The sequence below is a fragment of the Candidatus Riesia pediculicola genome (assembly GCF_002073915.1).
In the GTDB taxonomy this organism is placed as follows: domain Bacteria; phylum Pseudomonadota; class Gammaproteobacteria; order Enterobacterales; family Enterobacteriaceae; genus Riesia; species Riesia pediculicola.
On record NZ_CP012841.1, the window covers coordinates 202,602 to 221,880 of the forward strand.

Sequence of the window (19,279 nt, forward strand, 5' to 3'; positions counted from 1 at the left end):
TCATCCATATTCCACAAAAACTAAGAACTAAAACTTTGCATTTCGTATAGTTCTCGGAAAAGGAATAACTTCCCGAACATTTTTCATTCCGGTTGTATAGGCAACTAATCTTTCAAAACCTAATCCAAATCCAGAATGAGGAACCGTTCCATAACGACGAAGATCTAGGTACCATTCATAATTTTTTTTCTTTATTCCCTTCTCTTTCATATTTTTACATATCTTAGAATATATTTCTTCCCTTTGCGAACCCCCGATGATTTCACCAAGTGGAGGTATTAAAAGATCCATCGATGCAACTGTTTTTTGATCTTCGTTTAATTTCATATAAAAAGGTTTAATACCTTTCGGATGATTTTTAATGATTATCGAATTGTTGAAATATTTTTCAGTCAAGTACTTTTCTTGTTTTTCAGAAATATCCTTCTCTATTAATTTCGAACTTAAGTTATTCTCCATTCTACTTAATATTTTTATTACATCGTGAAACTCTACTTGAATTATATCGGATATGATGAACTTTTCTAATCTTTTAAGGATATTAATCCCAGTCTTTTTTGATAAAAAGAGCAAATCTTCTTCTCTATTTTCCAAAATATTTTTGAAAACATATTTGAGCATGTTTTCGGATAATTGAATTAGCTCAGAAAGATCCAAAAAAGATGCTTCTAGTTCTAACATCCAAAATTCTGCCAAATGTTTTCTTGTGTTGGAAGGTTCTGCACGAAAAGTTGGCCCAAATGAATATACTTTACTAAGAGAGCATGCATAAGCTTCCAAGTTTAATTGTCCAGAAACTGTCAAAAAAGTTTTTTTTCCAAAAAAATCTTTACTAAAATCTATCTTTCCAAGTTTTGTAATTGGTAAGTTATTTAAGTCTAAAGAAGAAACACAGAACATCTTACTTGATTTTTCTGTATCGACAGTTGTAATAATTGGAGTAGAGACTAATAAGTAACCATTTTCTTTTAGAAAAGAATGGATAAAATATATCAAATCACTTCGTATTCTAGAAATAGAACCTATAATATTAGTTCTTGATCTAAGATGAGATACCTTTCTAAGATACTCAAAACTATGTTTTTTAATAGATATTGGATAATTTTCTGGATCTTTTACATTCCCAACCACTTTGATATCAGTGCTTAATAATTCAAATTTCTGTTCTTTTCCAATTGATAAACTCAAATTTCCAATTATTTCCAAAGAAAATCCAGTAGTAATTGATAAAATTTTTTTTCGATAATTTTGAATAATCTTTTCTTTAACAACCACTTGTAAAGTTTTCAAGCAAGATCCATCATAAAAATCTATAAAAGAGATTCCCAGTTTCGAATCTCTTCTGGATTTCACCCATCCTGTTACTTTAATTTTTTCTCCTATTTTTACTTTTTCATTAAAAATATCAACTATTGGAACTGCAATCATTTTATTTCCTTTTTTAGAGAGTTTAATTTAAATTTTCAAAAAAGTTGAATACAATTTAAAATTTATTTGAACGAAAAGAGATCTTTTTTCCGAAATGTAGCAATTAAAACAGATTAAAAATGCGAATTAACCTTTTAAAGAATTTTGGATCCTTACAAATCATTTTTTCTGGACTATCGGATATTTTAGCAACTGGTTTTCCATTACATTCTGTCAATTTAATAACAATATTAAGAGGATTGACTCCAGGAATATTACAAGTCAGCTTTGTTCCAATTCCAAAGATTAAATTTATCTTCTTATGAAATCTTTTGTATAAAGATAAAGATTGCTGAAAATTAAGATTATCAGAAAAAACTAAAGTCTTTTCAGTTGGATTGATTCTAAAATGTATATAATGATCTATGGCCTTTTCAGCCCATTTTACTGGATCTCCAGAGTCATGTCTTAATCCAATATATTTTTTTGCTAAAGATATATCAAAATCTTTTAAAAAAGCGTTCATCGTTATGCAATCCGTTATTGCAACGCCAAGTTCTTTCGGATATTCGTTCAACCATATTTTTAACGCTTCTTTTTGACTTTCTGATAATTTACTGGCAATTTGCTGATGCGCCTGAAACCATTCATGAGATTGTGTTCCAAATGGAGAAATATGAAGTTCCTTAGCTAAATAATAGTTACTGGTTCCAAAAAAATAAGGAAAACTTTTTTTTAACTCTTTTACTATATGGAAATGTATTGATTTAGAGAAACGACGACGAGTTCCAAAATCTACTATTCTGAAATATTTTAGATCTATACTTTGTTTTTTGGCAATATAAAAGAGATTTTCCATATCCAGATATAGTTGACGGATAGCTTTTTCTTTAATTTTTAAATCGGAATTTTGATCTTTATGGATCAGTTCGCTTACCATAGATAGCAAAGGAACTTCCCAAAGAATTACCTTATACCAATATCCACTAATTCTAATTCTAAGATTATCGTTTGAATTGCTATAAATCAAAACTTGACTTGGATCAAAACGAAATTTTCTTAACCAATTCAGATAATCCTTTTTAAAGTAAGGAAAATTATTCAAGTAAAAATATTCTTCTTTAGTTAAAGAGATATCTTTCATTAAATTAATTTGATATTGTATTGCGTAGATGTATTTTTTTAGTATTTCCTGTTTTCTACATTGTAGCTCTGCTACTACAGAAACTTTTTTATAATAGTGGAAGACAGCTTGTTGCATATGAAGCTTATATGCATCAGTATCCAGTATGGAAGTAATGATTGGAGATTGAAATAATTTTTTCATGAAAATCTTCAAAATAATGGATTGATATCTGAAAATACTTAGATGATTAAGATTAGAAAATTATTATATAATTATATGAATATAGCATCCATTTTAATAGATATGAAAAATTTGGTATAAATGAGAAATTTGGAATTTGTTCTGATTAAATAATTTAGAAATTTGGAAAATTTTTTATTTTTTACAATTTATTTAAGATAAGATATTGTTAAACATAAAATATTCGGATAAGAATAAGGATAAGATTTCTGCTAAAGATGTATCTTAAAAAAATTAAATAACTTTCTGCATAATCTTTTATTGAGAATAAAGAAGTTACTGAATGTTTGTTCGAAAATTTTCTTATATTTTTAATTGAAAAAAAAATAGAAACTTTATTTTATTTATTCAGATTATTTAAATTATAAATTTAATCTTTTTGCTTCCCATTTTTTTGATTTCCATCTGATAGAGTTAATAATTCCTCTTATCCATTCATCAATTAAGAATCCAGTCCATATTCCAAATAATCCCATCTTCATGACTATTCCAAATAGATAACTTAATGGAATAGCAATTCCGAACATAGAAAACACAGCAATTAAAAAAGGAAAATTAACGTCTCCAGTTGCTCTTAAAGAGTTTACCATGATGATATTTAAAGTTCTTCCCGGCTCTAAGAAGACAGATAATAAAAAAAGAGGAATTAAAATCTCAGTAACATCTTCGTCTTGAACAATCGATCGTAAGATCTCAATTTTAAAAAGCCAAAATAAAAAAACCACTAAAACAGTTACTATAAAACCAACTTTTAAACTTTTCATTCCTGTTGAGTAAGCTTCCTCGAACTTTTTAGATCCTACTAAATAACCAACAATGATTTCATTTCCAATACTAATAGATAGTCCAAAAAGCATGATAAAGAGAGATATTTGAAAATACAATGTCTGAGCTGCCATAAACTTTTCTCCCATCATTCCAATAAAGGAATATATGATCATATAATGTATAGTCCATACCAGATTTTCACCAGCTGAGGGTAACCCAACTTGTAGCATTTTACTCAAAATTTTTTTAGATCCACCGAAGAGAAAATGAGGAACGAATTTAATCTTTAATCTAATAAATAGCAAGAAAAGCAAAGCGAATAGAGAGATTGTTCTTCCAATTAAAGTCGAATAAGAAATTCCTATTAATCCTTGATTATGAATTCCAAAAAATCCGAACAAGAATATCAAGTTTCCAAAAATAATAATTAAGTTAGAAATTAATGTAACAAACATTGCCGATTGTGATCTTCCATACACACGTAAACAAGCAGATGTAATGATAGAAATTGATTCAAGTATTAAACATAGAGCAAGTTTTTTGAGATAGAAAAAACTTTGATTAAACAGGTGGTTAGGAGTATTCATAAAGTTTAATATATTGCGTCCAAAACATAATATGATCGCTGAACTAATACATCCTAATAGAAAATTAAAGGAAATTGCTGTATGAATTGCTTGGATAGATTGTTCTTTTTTTCCCGCTCCTAAATATTGCGCAATAACTATACTACATCCTACACTAATAAAACTGAATAAAGTAATAAAGAAATCAAATATTTGATTTCCAACCCCCATCGAAGCTAAATAAGAAGTAGATAAATAGCTAACCATATAAGTATTAATTAATAACATGGAAAAATGCAAAAATATATCAATAAAAATTGGCCAGCTAAGTGAATAGAGTGATTTATTAATCATATTATGATTTTTTGAATGGAAGTTTGATTGTTTGAATTAATTATTTTAAAGGATATAATTCTTATAAATTGATTCAAATTAATAATTGATCGATAAACTTTAATTTGTTCAGTAAAAAATCTTTTATCAAATTAATTTATGCTGATTCATTTTATTTTATTCAGTTTGTCAAATTTTTGAAAATATATTTTTAAAATATAGAGGCGTGATTTTTTAAATTATCATTAAGACTTTTTATTCAAAGATATGGAAAGGAAATGGTATTATCAAAAATTTAACTTTCTATAAAAAGTTATTAAACATGATTTAGTAAAATATCATTATTAAATTTCACAAATAATATGATATCAAACTGATTAGATTAAATTATTAAAAATTAATTATCTCTTAATAAAAGATACAATGAGCAAAACAAGGAATAATTTTTCGAAAAAAAAGGGAGTTTTTATTCCAAATACACTTACAAAAGATATTTTTGAAAAACATTTAATCTATGAAAGAAACTGTGCATTTCATGATTTCCGAAAAGGATATTAAGAAACGTATCCAAGAGATTGCTAAAAAGATAGCAGATTATTATCGATCGAAGAAAGGTAAGTTAGTTTTGGTCGGTATTTTAAAAGGATCCTTTATATTTATATCAGATTTATGTAGAAAGATTGATCTTCCTCATGAAATTGATTTTATGATAGTTTCTAGCTATCGAAATGGATTTCAATCGAATGAAAATGTTCGAATAATCAAAGATTTAGATCAAAATATTCGAAAAAAAAATATAGTTATTGTGGAAGACGTTGTAGATTCAGGAAACACTTTGAAAAAAATTCTACGAGTCTTGCAATCTAGAAAACCAAAGTCCATTAAGATATGCACTCTTTTCAGCAAGCCATCTAAAAGGGAAGTAAAAATATCTATAAAATGGATTGGGTATTCTATTCAAGATCGATTTATTGTCGGATATGGAATAGATTATTCACAAAAATATCGTCACTTACCCTACATAGGGTATGTTCTATGAAATCAGTGTTTTAAAGAAACTTTCTGTTTTTTAATCCTTTCGAAAGACATTCATATAAAGGATATTATTAAAAATAATATTTTTATATCAAGAAAGGAAAACATTTAGAAGCTTTTCAGATAAGAAGAATGTTTTTAAGAATGATTAGTTTTTCATCTCAATGAAACTCTTGAGTAACTGCTTTTCTTAAAGATATTGGATTTTATTAATAGATTTTTATCTCTTAAAAAAATTAAAATGTCTAAACAATATGCCTTAAAGATCATTCAACTAAAAAAAAAGTATTATGGAAAAATTAGAGCATTGGATGGAATTAATTTAAAAGTTAAAGTTGGAGATTTTTATGCTTTATTGGGTCCGAATGGAGCAGGAAAATCTACTATAATTGGAATCATTAGTTCTTTAATAAACAAAGATAGTGGAAAAGTAGAGGTATTTGGTTATGATTTAGATCAAGATGAAATGAATGTAAAAAGGCAATTTGGTTTAGTTCCACAAGAATTTAATTTCAATCCATTCGAATTTGTTTTACAAATTCTTTTAAATCAAGCTGGATACTATGGAGTTTCCAGAAACTTGGCTTATTTAAGAGCAAAAGAAATTCTATCTCAATTATCTTTATGGGATAAAAGAAATAGTTCCGCTAGAGATTTGTCTGGAGGAATGAAAAGAAGATTGATGATAGCTAGAGCTCTAATGCATAATCCAAAACTATTGATATTAGACGAGCCAACAGCTGGAGTTGATATCGAGCTCAGAAGATCCACTTGGAATTTTCTGAAATTATTAAATTTTAAAGGTACCACAATTATACTAACTACACATTATTTGGAAGAAGCTGAAACACTTTGTAGGAATGTTGGAATCATTCAAAAAGGGAAATTAATCGAAAATACTAGTATTAGAGAACTGTTGAATCGATTGGAATCAGAAACTTTTATCTTTAATCTAGATCGTGCAAGCAAAAATCTTAATTTAAAAAATTATTTATTTAAATTGATCGATCGATTCACATTGGAGGTCGTTGTTTCAAAAGGTCAGGGTTTATATGATCTTTTTAAACAGTTTTCAGACCAAAGAATTAAAATTAATAGCATGAAAAACAAAGTCAACAGATTAGAAAATTTGTTCATTAACCTAATGAGAAAAAAGATAGATTCGATGTAATTGAGGAAAAAAAGATGATTTTTTTTTATTGGATTGCTATAAAAACAATATGGATAAAGGAAATCACTAGATTTTCTAGAATTTGGATACAAACCTTACTTCCTCCAGTAATTACAACTTTGCTTTATTTTGTAATTTTCGGAAATTTAATAGGCAAAAGAATTGGAAATATGGAAGGAGTGAGTTATATTAAATTCATTTTTCCTGGATTGATCATGACATCTGTAATTACAAATTCTTATTCTAATGTATGTTCTTCTTTTTTTGGAGCTAAGTTTCAGAAAAGTATTGAAGAACTTCTGGTTTCTCCAATTCCAATAAATGTACTAATTCTTGGTTTTGTTGGAGGTGGAGTTTCTCGTGGTGTATTGGTTGCAGTTTTAATTATTTTATCCTCTGTTGTGTTTTTTCCTTTAGAAGTGCATTCTTGGTTTGTAATCTTTATTACAATACTTATGACTTCTACTTTATTTTCTTTAGCTGGACTGGTGAACGCCATTTTTGCTAAAACTTTTGATGACATTAGTATCATTCCAACCTTCATACTAACTCCATTAACTTATTTGGGAGGAGTTTTCTATTCACTATCTCTTCTTCCAAGTAATTTCTGGAAAATTATCTCTAAAGTTAATCCAGTTGTATATATGATTGGAGGATTGCGGTATGGATTTTTAGGAATTGGAGGAGAACTTTCGTTAAACGTTACACTAATCATATTATTAATATTCACCTTAATTCTCTATTACGTCACATGGTATATCTTAAAAAGTGGAAAATTTCTAAAAGCTTAACAGGAGATCTGATCTATAAAGGATTTTTTTTTAAAACCGAAAAAGACACCTTCTGACATTTGTTCATCATGTCTAATATAGACTGTCCATCTGGAAATATTAGATTTGGATCCTCTTTATATATCATATATAGTAAAAAATATCTATTTTTTAACTCTGGATGAGGTATAACTAGATTTTTTTCTTTAACCATCATATTTCCATATAATAGGATATCGAGATCTAATGTTCTAGAAGTCCATTTTTCTTTTGTTCTGGTTCTCCCTTGTTTGAATTCAATTTTTTGGATATAACTTAATAAAACTTTCGGGCTTAGTTGTGTTTTGATCGATACCACAGCATTTAAATAATCTGGTTGATTTGAGTTTCCAATTGGTTTAGTTCTATAGTAAGAGGAGACTGATATCAAATCAGTATCAGGAATATTTCTCATTGAGATTATTGATCTATCAGCTTGATAGATTGGATTATTTAGATTACTTCCAACAGAAATATATGCAATTTGAAGTTTTTTCATTTGAGAATTTTTTATTTAGAAGTAATTTAATATTCTTTTACGTATTTTATAAAAAACCTTAGATTTATAAAAACCTTATTAATTTTTTTAAAATCAAAATCAATCTAAAAATAAAATTTTTTGGAAGATTTTTGAAAATTTTTCTATTTTTGATGGTTTTTTATTTGTTTTTCTCTAATTTCGTCCATAGTCTTACATTCTATACAGAGATCTGCTATTGGATTAGCTTCTAACCTTCTCAATCCTATTTCTACTTTGCAGTTAACACAGTATCCAAATTTTTTTAAATCAATCTTATGCAAAGTATGATCTATTTTTTCTATTAACTTTCTTTCTCGATCTCGATTTCTTAACTCTAAATTAAATTCCTCTTCTTGGACTGCTCTATCAATTGGATCAGGAAAGTTTTCAGATATATTTTGTATTTGAACAGTTTGTTGATTAGTTTTTTTATCTATTTTCTTTTTCCAAGTCTCCAAAATTTTTCGAAAATATTTTAACTGATTTTCATTCATGTAAAATCTCCTAATTTTTGTTAATATTTTTAGAAATCATCAATCCCTCTTGAAAAAATTTATCTGCTTTCTTTACTATATAGTAACTGTTTCTTCTAGAACCTCGAAGATAAATCAATAATTTCGTATTTTAAATTAATTAAATCTTAAAAAAGAAATTTAATAGAGAATCAAAAGTGTAGTTTGGCTCCTTCCTTCAAGTAAATGATAAATCTCTCTGTATTTCTTTATTTTTTAAAAAAAGACCATCGAACATCATTTGATATAGAAATTCCTAAAAATTTAAATTCTTCTTTAACGAAGAAATCTTAAAAAATTTTTTGTTTTATTTCAACATTAATCAAATTATACTCACAATTTTCTAAAAAGATTTTAAAAGAGATCTCATAAAATTTTTTTTAAAGTAGTAATACCGAATAGTATATATAAGAACGTTAGTCTTTTTTTCAAAAGAAGATTGTTAGTAAGATAATGGATGTTATTGATCTTTTTTTTAAATAACTACTAAAAAATTTTTTAGAACTTAAATTATTTTATTTAAAATATTCGAAAGAAAGTTAATTAATTTTTTTAAATATAATTTTAAAACTATATTTTTTGGATTTATTTTGAAGTTATAAAGTTTTCTTTAAGGTTAGACTATTGAAATAGATGAATAAATAAATTTTTTTCGAATAACAATTATTTGATTGATTATTCTAATTTGCTTATAATTAAATTCAATAATTTAAGAATTTTTTTTCAGAAATTACCTGAAAAATAGATGAGAATTTATAAAATTCATTTAAACGAATATCTTTTAATTGGTTTGTTTAAAGATATCTTTTCAACTAAATTTAAAGTCTAAAAAAATCTTAATCGTGCAAACTCCATAAGGAATGCTTAAGAAGAAATTAATTTCTTTTAATCAAAAATTCTATAAAAAATTTTTTGATTTATAACTTTCTTTAAAAGAATTTTATAAATTTACCAAAACACATTAGAAACCACTTGGTATTTTTTATGAAAAAGAGACGTTCGAAATTGTGTATTACGAAAAATGCTGCTAAAGAAATAAAAAACCATATTAAATATTCGAATAAATCGAAATCGTTCTTTAGAATTTATATTGTAGGTGGAGGATGTAGCGGGCTAAAGTATAAATTCATCATTGGCAAAAAGAAAGATAAAGATGATATAGTCCTAAAGAAAAAAGGAATAAAATTAGTAATCGATCCAATTAGTTTTCAATATCTATCAGGAAGTACAATTGATTTTTCGGAAACAATAGAAAATTCTCAGTTTATCGTAAATAATCCAAATGCAAGTGTGACTTGCAATTGTGGTTCTTCTTTCAGGAAAAGTATTTGAAGATCCTTTCAACTGAGATGAATTTTCGAAATTTGTTTTAGAAAATTGATTACAACTGAATTCAAATCGTTTATGGGTTTTAATAAAGCTTTTTTATTCTCATACACTTCTTCTTTTGTGTTCGATTGATTGATTATATCTGAAATCGATCGAATAGAAACGAATGGTGTACTGAATAAATGACACACTTGAGCTATCGCTGCTCCCTCCATATCCACTCCAACTGCTTCTGGAAAAAAATTATGAAAGAAATCTGATTTTCTTTTCCCAAAAATAAAACGATCTCCACTACAAGTTGTTCCAATTACGCAATTAAAATTGAGACTCTTTACAGAATCTTTTGCTGCTCTAATTAGATTGGTATCTGAATAAAAAAATTTTGGCAACTCTGGAACTTGACCTATCTCATATCCAAAGCAACTTAAATCGAAATCGTAGTAACACGTTTTTTTTGATATAACCATATCTCCAATTTTCAATTCTTTCAGACCGCCCATGATACCGAAATTCATAATTATATCTGGAGAAATTTTATTAATTAGCCAAGTAGTTGCCATTGAAGAAAAAACTTTTCCAATTCCAGAGATTAATAAAAAGAAGGAAACATTTTTTATTTTTCCAAAATGTAGACGAATTTTACCCAGTCTAAGGATTGAACTTTTTTTAATATATTCTTCGAGATATGATATTTCTTCTTTCATAGAACATATTATCGCGATTTTTAACTTGTTCATTTTATAAAAAATAGCATCTAGCTTTTAAAAAAAGAGAGATCTAATGTATAAAAAGTTTATAAATTAATTCGATATATGAAAAATCAGTTTTCTTTTTTCTTAAATTTCGAAGAGAAAAGATATTTAGATTAAAATTAAAAAACTGATTTTTTTCAAACTTTTTTGACGTACTTATCGAATAGAACCGATTTAAAAAACATTTATATAATTGAATCCTTTTTTTTGATTTGAAATAAAAAATTATTAAAATTTTATATCGTATTTTTTTGATTTCTTTCTTAATACTAAAATTGTACAATTAATATGTGATTATTGTAATATCAGTACGTAATATTTTAATTTTTTTAAACTCGATTGTCATCCTAGAATTTCTCAAGAATCAAACGAACTATTAAATCGAATAAGTTCATTATTTTCATAGAATAGAACAATTTATTTGTTCTTTTTATTTCAGTTTGAAAATTTAAATAAATTTTGCTAAAATTTAAGTTTGGTGGTAGATGATTTTTTATTCTTTTCAATAAGATCTTTCTGATCAATGTTTAAGATCAAATTTAAAGATAAGCATTGTAGAAAGAGCTTGCGTGTAACTTCTCTTTCAGTTATGTCATAACGATATGTTTCTTCTAGATTGTCGTTGACTAGGATAAAGTATTCAAATATTTATTCTTATGCACCGAATTAATCTTGTTAATGGTATCTTAGTTTTGATATAGCAGAATGCAGAATTTAAAAATCCTTCTAAAGTTTAACAATTGAACTTTTGAATAATAAAAAAGCTATCTCCTAATTTTATCTTGTCTTTTTTTCGAATAAAATAATCATGAAAACACGATATATCTTTGTAACTGGAGGAGTAGTTTCTTCTTTAGGAAAAGGGATATTTGCGGCATCTTTAGCAAATTTGCTCGAATCAAGAGGAATAAAGATCACTATAATTAAGTTGGATCCGTATATTAATGTTGATTCTGGAACAATGAGTCCTATACAACATGGAGAGGTGTTTGTAACAGAAGACGGAACAGAAACTGACCTAGATTTAGGACATTATGAGAGATTTATACGAACTAAAATGACCAAGGAGAATAATTTTACCACAGGTTTAATATATTCTGAAGTTATTCGAAAAGAAAGATCTGGAAAATATTTGGGTCAAACAGTTCAGGTAATTCCTCATATAACGAATGAAATAAAAAGAAAGATCTTACAAGGAGGTAAGGGATATGATTTAGTTTTAGTAGAAATAGGGGGTACAGTAGGAGATATCGAATCTTTACCATTTCTGGAAGCAATACGACAATTATCAATTGAAATAGGTCGTCAATACACAATGTTTTTACATCTCACTTTAGTACCATACCTTAATTCTACTGGGGAGATGAAAACAAAGCCAACACAGCATTCGATAAAATCGCTTCTTTCAATCGGTATTCAACCAGATATGTTGGTTTGTAGATCCAGTAAATCGATTTCTGAAAAAGAAAAATTAAAAATTACTTTAATTTGTAATATTCCTAAGAAAGCAATTATTTCTTTAGAAGATGTAGATTCCATTTATAAAATACCTGTTCTTCTACATCTTCAAAAAATAGATGATTATATTTGTAAAAGATTTTTGATGAAGTGTCCTTCTGCAAACTTATCAGAATGGAAAAGTTTGTTTCAAAGTCAATCAAATCAAATTGATCATGTAACTATAGGAATGGTTGGAAAATATGTTCATCTACCTGATTCTTATAGATCTGTTATAGAAGCGCTTAAACATGGAGGATTTGGTAATCAAGTAGAAGTAATGATTAAAATGATCGATTCTGAAGAATTCGAATCATCATCTTCTTCTGATAATTTAAAAATGTTAGAAAATGTAGATGCTATTCTTATTCCAGGAGGATTCGGAGAGAGAGGTATAGAGGGAAAAATTTTAGCAGTTCGTTATGCTAGAGAGAATAAAATACCCTACTTGGGAATTTGTTTAGGAATGCAAGTAGCTTTCATAGAATATGCGAGAAATGTTGCAGAAATGCATGGAGCTAATTCCAAGGAGTTTTCTTCAAATTGTCAATATCCTGTTATTATACCAATTTCTTCAAGAAAAAATGATCAAAAAGAAAATTCTGAAAAAATATACCAATATAAGGGAATATTTCAGAAAGAAACCAGAATGAGAATTGGTAAAAAGAAATGTCATTTAGTTAGGAAAAGTAAGGTTTATTCGATATATAAGAGAAATGTCATTTTTGAAAGATATCGACATCGTTATGAAGTAAATAAGCTCTTTCTTAAAAAGATAGAAAAAGCTGGATTATGTATATCTGGAATTTCAGAAGATAGAAAATCAGTAGAAATTATTGAATACCCTCTTCATCCATGGTTTATAGCTTGCCAGTTTCATCCAGAATTTACCTCTAATCCAAGAGAATGTCATCCTCTTTTTTTAAGTTTTATACAAGCTGCTAAACTTTTTAAAAGAATCAACTTTAATAAATCAAAACAACAAAAGAACATTTAAAATTGGAACAAATATGAGCAAGATTGTCAAAGTTATTGGAAGAGAGATCATAGATTCAAGGGGGAATCCAACAGTGGAAGCAGAAGTTCATACGAAAAATAATTTTGGTATAGCCTCTGTTCCTTCCGGTGCTTCAAAAGGAAGTAGAGAAGCTCTAGAACTAAGAGATTTAGATAAAAATAGATTTTTAGGGATGGGGGTTCTAAAAGCTATTCATAATATAAACTACGATATATCTCAATCCTTGATAGGATTAGATGTTTTTGATCAAAGTCTGATTGATGATACCATGATTCATTTGGATGGAACTGAAAATAAATCTAAACTCGGATCAAACTCTATTTTAGCAGTTTCTTTAGCTTCTATGAAAGTAGCAGCTTTAGAAGAAAAAATTCCCCTTTATCAATATGTTTCGAAGCTATTTAATCATTCTGAAAAATTTTCGATACCTTTACCTATGATTAATATCTTAAATGGAGGAAAGCATGCTGACAATAATATTGATATTCAAGAATTCATGATTCAGCCAATTGGTGCAAGAAATTTTAAAGAGGCAATTCGAATTAGCACAGAAATATTTCATTCTCTTAAAAAGATTTTAAAGAAACGGGGTCTTAATAGTAACGTTGGAGATGAAGGGGGATACTCTCCGAATCTACCATCAAATGAATCCGCTCTATCAATTATTGTAGAAGCTATAGAATTAGCTGAATATTCTCTTGGTGAAGACGTGGTTCTCGCAATAGATTGCGCTGCTTCAGAATTCTACAACAAAGAAAATAAAAAATACGAATTGAAGGGTGATCAAAAATCTTTTAGTTCTACAGAATGGACAGAAAATCTAAAGAATATGTCTTTGAGATATCAAATCAAATCCATTGAGGATGGATTGTATGAATTAGATGAAAAAGGATTTATTCATCAAACTAAAGTTTTGGGAAGTTTTGTTCAATTGGTCGGAGATGATTTGTTTGTAACTAATGATAAAATATTAAGACATCATATCAAAAAAAAGATTGCAAATTCTATTTTAATTAAATTAAATCAAATAGGAACTGTGAGTGAAACTATGAAAGTTATTCAGACCGCTCAAAATTTTGGATATTCTACTATCATCTCCCATAGATCTGGTGAAACGGAAGATACAACGATTTCTGATCTTGCAGTAGGAACAGTCTCTGGACAAATCAAATCTGGATCAGTTTGTCGTTCTGAGAGAGTTTCAAAATATAACAGAATAATACGAATTGAAGAAGAGCTCAAAAATGAATTTCGATTTGGTCCTTCGTATGGTTTGATTAAAAAATCGATACGAGAATTTTAATTGAATTGACAAAAAAGAGAATCTACATTGGGATTATTAACGATAAAAATTAATGCATCAAAAATCGAAATTATTTTTTTTGAGATTTTCTAGAGAGATGTATTTTTATCTTCATATTTTATAACTTAAGTCTTTCTGAAAGACTTTAATTTTTAAATGATATATCTGTTAGATAACTAAAAAAGATCTCTCATTTTTCTTATTCTTGAAAAAATCTTATATTTTTCTTTTTTTGTTTCATATTTTTTATCTTTTATATCGTATATTTTAGGAGAATTCTTTACAATTTCATCATCACATCTCAGAAAAATATTAATTTTTTTTTCAATGGATAGAGTTGAGGGAACAGTAGGTAATAGTATTGAAGTTTTCTTTCGAGAAATATCAAGATATTGATTAATATATTTATCTTTTGGTAGCAAAGTACTTGCAAAACTCAAATTTTTAACAGTATATTCGTGTGCACAACAGATCAGTGTATCTGAAGGAAGAGATTCGATTAGAAGAATTGACTGATACATCTGGTAAGACGTACCTTCAAAAATTTTTCCACAACCTCCAGAAAAAAATGTATCTCCACAAAAAAGATAAGGTTTTTGATAATACAATAGATGTCCTTTTGTATGTCCAGGAGCATGAAATACTTTAAAAGAAAAAAAAGAGAATTCAACACGATTTATTTTTTCTGTAATGAAGAATGTTACTTCTTTTGAAAGAACTTCCTTTGGAGCAAAAACATCGACTCTTGGATATTTTCTCTTGATATTTAATATTCCGCCAGTATGATCGTAATGATGATGCGTTATAAGAATTGCAGTTGGAAAGAAACCTTTCTTTTCTAAGAAATTGAGAACTTTTTCAGACTGTCCTGGATCAACAATTACGCAAACTTTATGATGTTCTAATATCCAAATGTAATTGTCTATGAAAGAACGAACAAAGAATAATTTCATTTCTATCTTCTAAAATAAAATTAGATTATTTAATGAATTTTTTTTATTTTAGATGAAGTAAAAAAAAATACAATACTTAGAAATTTCTCATCCTAGAAACAATTGTTCAAATTTTTTAGAATATATTTTTAAAATATTAGAGTTTATTTTTTTCTAAATATATTTCTAAATACTTCTGATCTTCTTGAGAAGGATTGTTTGCTGCATTTTTCGCAAGCTTATCACAAAACGTATTTTCTAGATGACCAGAATGACCTTTTATTAAGTTCCATTTAATTTTATGTTTTTTGATAATTTTATTCATTCTTATCCATAGATCAATATTTGAAACAGGCAATCCATTACTGCGTTTCCAATTTTTTTTTTTCCATAAATATATCCATTTAGTTCCTCCTTGACATACATAGTTGCTGTCAGTTGTTACAATGACGTTACAAGAATATCTCAAAGATTCTAAACCAACGATTACTCCGATCAATTCCATTCTATTATTAGTCGTAAGAAAATATCCTTTACTTAATATCTTTTCATACTTATAATACCTAAGTATTGTTCCGTATCCACCTGGTCCTGGATTCCTAAGACAAGAACCATCAGAAAATATTTGAACTTCTTTTTTTATAATTTTTAAATTCATTAATTTATTTAGATCCTGGTTCAGAAAAATATGAAATGAATGTGCAAACTGAAAGAAAAATAATTCTTGATACAGAAACCACTGGAATGAGTTCATCTGGACATCCTTATGAAGGACATAATATCATCGAAATTGGTGCTGTAGAAATGATTAACAGAGAGTTAACTGGAAACTTATTTCACGTCTATATCAATCCCAAAAGGTCGGTTGATCCAAAAGCATTTGAAATACACAAAATAAGTGACAATTTTCTAAAAGATAAACCCACTTTTTCTGAAATAGTCGATGACTTCGTTGATTTTATCCGAAATTCAGAACTAATTATCCATAATGCATCTTTCGATGTTGGTTTTATCAATCACGAATTATCTAGGATAGAATACAGTTTTTGCTCAATCAAGAAAATATGCAGGATAACAGACACTTTGAAAATAGCTAGAAGTCTTTTTCCTGGAAAGAAAAATAGCTTGGATGCGTTATGTGATAGATATCATATAGATAGATCAAAAAGAAGTGTACATAGCGCAATTCTAGATGCAAAGATTTTATCAGAAATATATAAATTGATGACTGGAGGACAAATTTCATTCAATTTTGATCATGATTTAGAAAAAAAAGAAAATTTTTTAAATCAATATTATTTTCAGAGAAAAAGAAAAAGAACAAGAGAAAGTCTTGTGATATATGCTAATTCAAAGGAGCAATATTGTCATGAATTTATTTTAAATACTATTGAAAAAAAAATTGGAAAAAAAACTTTATGGAGAAAAAATAAAAATTTTTAAAACTTTTGTGATTTCTATAGATCTGAAAAAGACTTTGTATAATATTGGTGCGGTAGTTCAGTGGTTAGAATATCGGCCTGTCACGCCGGAGGTCACGGGTTCAAGTCCCGTCCGCACCGAATGGATTCTTCTTTTCAATGAATTGAAACAATTGTTTAACTGAAAGAACAATATCTTAGATACTTTGCATTCTTAATCATTCCTCATCTTAACAGAACGTTCAAAAGTCAAAAATGACTAATGACAGAACTTTTGCTAAAGCGATACGTTTTCTATGTGTGGATGCCATACAAAAAGCAAATTCTGGACATCCCGGAACTCCTATGGGAATGGCTGATATTGCAGCTGTTCTTTGGAAGAATTATTTAAATCATAATCCATCCGATCCTAATTGGATTAACAGAGATAGATTCGTATTATCAAACGGTCATGGCTCTATGCTGTTGTATAGTTTATTGCATCTGACTGGATATGATTTATCTATCGAAGAAATAAAAAAATTTCGTCAATTTCAATCTCAAACTCCAGGTCATCCAGAATACGGGTCCACTCTAGGAGTGGAGACAACTACAGGACCTTTAGGACAGGGATTAGCTAATGCTGTTGGATTTGCAATGGCAGAAAAGATTCTTTCAAAAGAGTTCAATAGACCTAAATATCCTGTTATCGATCATTACACTTATGTTTTTGTGGGTGATGGATGTATGATGGAAGGCATTTCTCATGAAGTTTGTTCGTTAGCTGGAACTTGGGAACTAGGAAAGTTGATTGTTTTTTACGATAGTAATGGAATTTCGATAGATGGTAAGGTGGAGCAATGGTTTACAGACGATACTGCTCTTCGATTTTCTTCCTATAAATGGCATGTTATTGATAATATTGATGGACATAACATCGAACAAATCAAATCTTCTATTGATCAAGCTAAAAAAATTAAAAATCAACCCTCTTTATTAATTTGCAGAACTGTTATTGGCTATGGATCCCCGATGTCAGGATCAGAAAAAATCCATGGTTCTCCAATTGGAAAGAGATCTATAACTGAAATGAGAAGAAGATTGAATTGGAGATATGGAGAATTTGAAATACCCTCAAAATTGTATAAGTCTTTAGATGCAAAGATTAGAGGCAACAAAATACAAAAAAAATGGTCCAATATGCTCTGCTCTTATAAAGAGCAGTTTCCAAAACTTTTTAAAGAATTAACTAGAAGAATTCAAAAAAAGTTACCGAAAGACTGGAAAAAAAGAACAGATGCGTTCATAGAATCGCTTCAAAAAAATCCTAAAGATATTTCTGGTAGACACGCTTCGAAAAAGACTTTAGAACTTCTTTATGATCTATTACCAGAACTCCTAGGAGGATCCGCTGATTTAACGCCAAGCAACTTATCTAAATCTTCTTTAGCTAGATCGATTGATTGTAAATTTTCTGGAAATTATGTTCATTACGGAGCTAGGGAGTTTGGTATGTCAGCTATTATAAATGGAATCGCTATCTATGGAGGTTTTATACCATATGGAGCTACTTTTCTTACTTTTGTAGAGTATGCTAGAAATGCAGTAAGAATGGCTGCTCTGATGAAGATAAGGAGTATATTCGTTTATACACATGACTCTATTGGAGTAGGAGAAGATGGTCCTACTCATCAACCGATAGAGCAGTTAAATCATCTTAGAACAACACCAAATATAAGTGTATGGCGACCTTGTGATCAAGTAGAATCAGCAGTATCTTGGAAATTGGCTGTAGAAAGAAAAAATAAACCAAGCGCTCTGATATTTTCTAGACAAACTCTTTTTCAGGAATATAGAGATAACGAACGGGTTTTAGAAATATCTAAAGGAGCATATATACTAAAGAAAAATAGTAACGATCCAGAATTGATTTTTATTGCGACTGGATCCGAGGTAAGACTGGCTATGGAATCATATTATATTCTGGACAAAGAAGGATACAAACTAAGAGTAGTTTCTATGCCATCTTCCGATGTTTTCGATCAACAAAGACTCTCTTATCGAAGAGAGATTTTATCTTCCAATATTTTTCATCATAAGATAGCTATCGAGGCTGGAAATACTAATTTTTGGCACAAATATGTTGGAGAAAGGGGTTTGGTTATTGGGATTGATTCCTTTGGATGTTCTGCTTCGGGAGATATCCTATTTGAGAAGATGGGGTTCACAGCTGCTAAAATCGTTGAAAAGGTAAAACGTATTTTAAAAAATAACGATTAATTTAAATGATTTTTTTAGCTATTGAATTATATAAAATTTTTATTTCTAAAGTGTTAGACTCGAATATTTTTTCTTAAAATTATAATCTACAATAATAATGTTATACTTTTTTTCATAAAGTACATTTAACATTTATTAAGAGAATCAAATTAAAAATCTCTTTTTTAAAGAATTATTCCCTCAATAAATCCATCTATGGGGAAAATTTTTTTTCTTTGAGTTAAGAGAACGTTGGCTCAACAATACATTTTCAAAACAATAATGAAAATAAAATTTTTTAG

Annotated in this window: 15 protein-coding genes, 1 tRNA gene and 1 pseudogene; 9 read left to right on the forward strand and 8 right to left on the reverse strand. The window is 28.1% G+C overall.

All coding sequences use genetic code 11. From position 1 onward, the window contains the following. Window positions 1-27 precede the first annotated feature (27 nt). The 3 genes from asnS to AOE55_RS00925 all read right to left on the reverse strand — a co-directional run bounded on the left by asnS (window position 28) and on the right by AOE55_RS00925 (window position 4,461). Window positions 28-1,428, reverse strand: a complete 1,401-nt coding sequence (gene asnS / locus AOE55_RS00915; RefSeq protein WP_013087794.1) for an asparagine--tRNA ligase — start codon at window positions 1,426-1,428, stop codon at window positions 28-30. 103 nt (window positions 1,429-1,531) lie between these two features. Next, complete coding sequence (pncB, locus tag AOE55_RS00920; RefSeq protein ID WP_013087607.1) at window positions 1,532-2,734, reverse strand: nicotinate phosphoribosyltransferase; 1,203 nt, start codon at window positions 2,732-2,734, stop codon at window positions 1,532-1,534. A 401-nt stretch (window positions 2,735-3,135) separates the two neighbouring features. Continuing rightward, the gene (locus AOE55_RS00925; RefSeq protein WP_013087644.1) at window positions 3,136-4,461 is read right to left on the reverse strand and encodes an MATE family efflux transporter; all 1,326 of its coding nucleotides are present in this window, start codon (window positions 4,459-4,461) and stop codon (window positions 3,136-3,138) included. 493 nt (window positions 4,462-4,954) lie between these two features. On the opposite strand from AOE55_RS00925, the gene hpt reads away from it, so the two are divergent. The 3 genes from hpt to AOE55_RS00940 all read left to right on the forward strand — a co-directional run bounded on the left by hpt (window position 4,955) and on the right by AOE55_RS00940 (window position 7,437). Further along, on the forward strand, window positions 4,955-5,479 hold the full coding sequence (hpt, locus tag AOE55_RS00930; RefSeq protein WP_013087685.1) for a hypoxanthine phosphoribosyltransferase: 525 nt from the start codon (window positions 4,955-4,957) through the stop codon (window positions 5,477-5,479). Between the two features lie 237 nt (window positions 5,480-5,716). Further along, window positions 5,717-6,646, forward strand: a complete 930-nt coding sequence (locus AOE55_RS00935; RefSeq protein WP_080611809.1) for an ABC transporter ATP-binding protein — start codon at window positions 5,717-5,719, stop codon at window positions 6,644-6,646. A gap of 14 nt (window positions 6,647-6,660) precedes the next feature. Further along, on the forward strand, window positions 6,661-7,437 hold the full coding sequence (locus AOE55_RS00940) for an ABC transporter permease (RefSeq protein ID WP_013087834.1): 777 nt from the start codon (window positions 6,661-6,663) through the stop codon (window positions 7,435-7,437). Between the two features lie 13 nt (window positions 7,438-7,450). Here the strand turns inward: AOE55_RS00940 and folK are convergent, their stop codons facing one another. Together folK and dksA are read right to left on the reverse strand one after the other, a co-directional pair. After that, window positions 7,451-7,954, reverse strand: coding sequence for a 2-amino-4-hydroxy-6-hydroxymethyldihydropteridine diphosphokinase (gene folK, locus AOE55_RS00945; protein WP_013087913.1), 504 nt, complete (start codon window positions 7,952-7,954; stop codon window positions 7,451-7,453). Window positions 7,955-8,097: 143 nt separating this feature from the next. Further along, window positions 8,098-8,487: pseudogene (gene dksA, locus AOE55_RS00950) on the reverse strand (RNA polymerase-binding protein DksA); the annotation flags it as partial. Between the two features lie 984 nt (window positions 8,488-9,471). Here dksA and erpA point away from each other — a divergent pair. Then, window positions 9,472-9,819, forward strand: coding sequence for an iron-sulfur cluster insertion protein ErpA (gene erpA / locus AOE55_RS00955; RefSeq protein ID WP_013087570.1), 348 nt, complete (start codon window positions 9,472-9,474; stop codon window positions 9,817-9,819). An 8-nt stretch (window positions 9,820-9,827) separates the two neighbouring features. On the opposite strand, the gene AOE55_RS00960 is transcribed toward erpA, so the two are convergent. Next, entirely contained in the window at window positions 9,828-10,553 is a 726-nt protein-coding gene (locus AOE55_RS00960; RefSeq protein ID WP_080611665.1) for a 5'-methylthioadenosine/adenosylhomocysteine nucleosidase, read from the reverse strand. 823 nt (window positions 10,554-11,376) lie between these two features. Between AOE55_RS00960 and AOE55_RS00970 the strand changes: the two genes are divergently transcribed. Further along, complete coding sequence (locus AOE55_RS00970) at window positions 11,377-13,062, forward strand: CTP synthase (RefSeq protein WP_013087802.1); 1,686 nt, start codon at window positions 11,377-11,379, stop codon at window positions 13,060-13,062. A gap of 13 nt (window positions 13,063-13,075) precedes the next feature. Continuing rightward, on the forward strand, window positions 13,076-14,386 hold the full coding sequence (gene eno / locus AOE55_RS00975) for a phosphopyruvate hydratase (protein WP_080611668.1): 1,311 nt from the start codon (window positions 13,076-13,078) through the stop codon (window positions 14,384-14,386). A gap of 176 nt (window positions 14,387-14,562) precedes the next feature. Here the strand turns inward: eno and gloB are convergent, their stop codons facing one another. Together gloB and rnhA are read right to left on the reverse strand one after the other, a co-directional pair. Beyond that, window positions 14,563-15,339, reverse strand: a complete 777-nt coding sequence (gene gloB, locus AOE55_RS00980; RefSeq protein ID WP_080611671.1) for a hydroxyacylglutathione hydrolase — start codon at window positions 15,337-15,339, stop codon at window positions 14,563-14,565. A gap of 136 nt (window positions 15,340-15,475) precedes the next feature. Then, window positions 15,476-15,961, reverse strand: a complete 486-nt coding sequence (gene rnhA, locus AOE55_RS00985; RefSeq protein WP_041855226.1) for a ribonuclease HI — start codon at window positions 15,959-15,961, stop codon at window positions 15,476-15,478. A gap of 50 nt (window positions 15,962-16,011) precedes the next feature. Between rnhA and dnaQ the strand changes: the two genes are divergently transcribed. The 3 genes from dnaQ (at window position 16,012) to tkt (ending at window position 18,998) form a co-directional block, all read left to right on the forward strand. Continuing rightward, window positions 16,012-16,761, forward strand: coding sequence for a DNA polymerase III subunit epsilon (gene dnaQ, locus AOE55_RS00990; protein WP_013087773.1), 750 nt, complete (start codon window positions 16,012-16,014; stop codon window positions 16,759-16,761). Between the two features lie 46 nt (window positions 16,762-16,807). Beyond that, a tRNA-Asp gene (locus AOE55_RS00995) sits at window positions 16,808-16,880 on the forward strand. A gap of 114 nt (window positions 16,881-16,994) precedes the next feature. Then, window positions 16,995-18,998: a transketolase gene (gene tkt, locus AOE55_RS01000; protein ID WP_013087722.1), complete on the forward strand. Its 2,004-nt coding sequence runs from the start codon at window positions 16,995-16,997 to the stop codon at window positions 18,996-18,998. The last annotated feature ends 281 nt before the right edge of the window (window positions 18,999-19,279 follow it).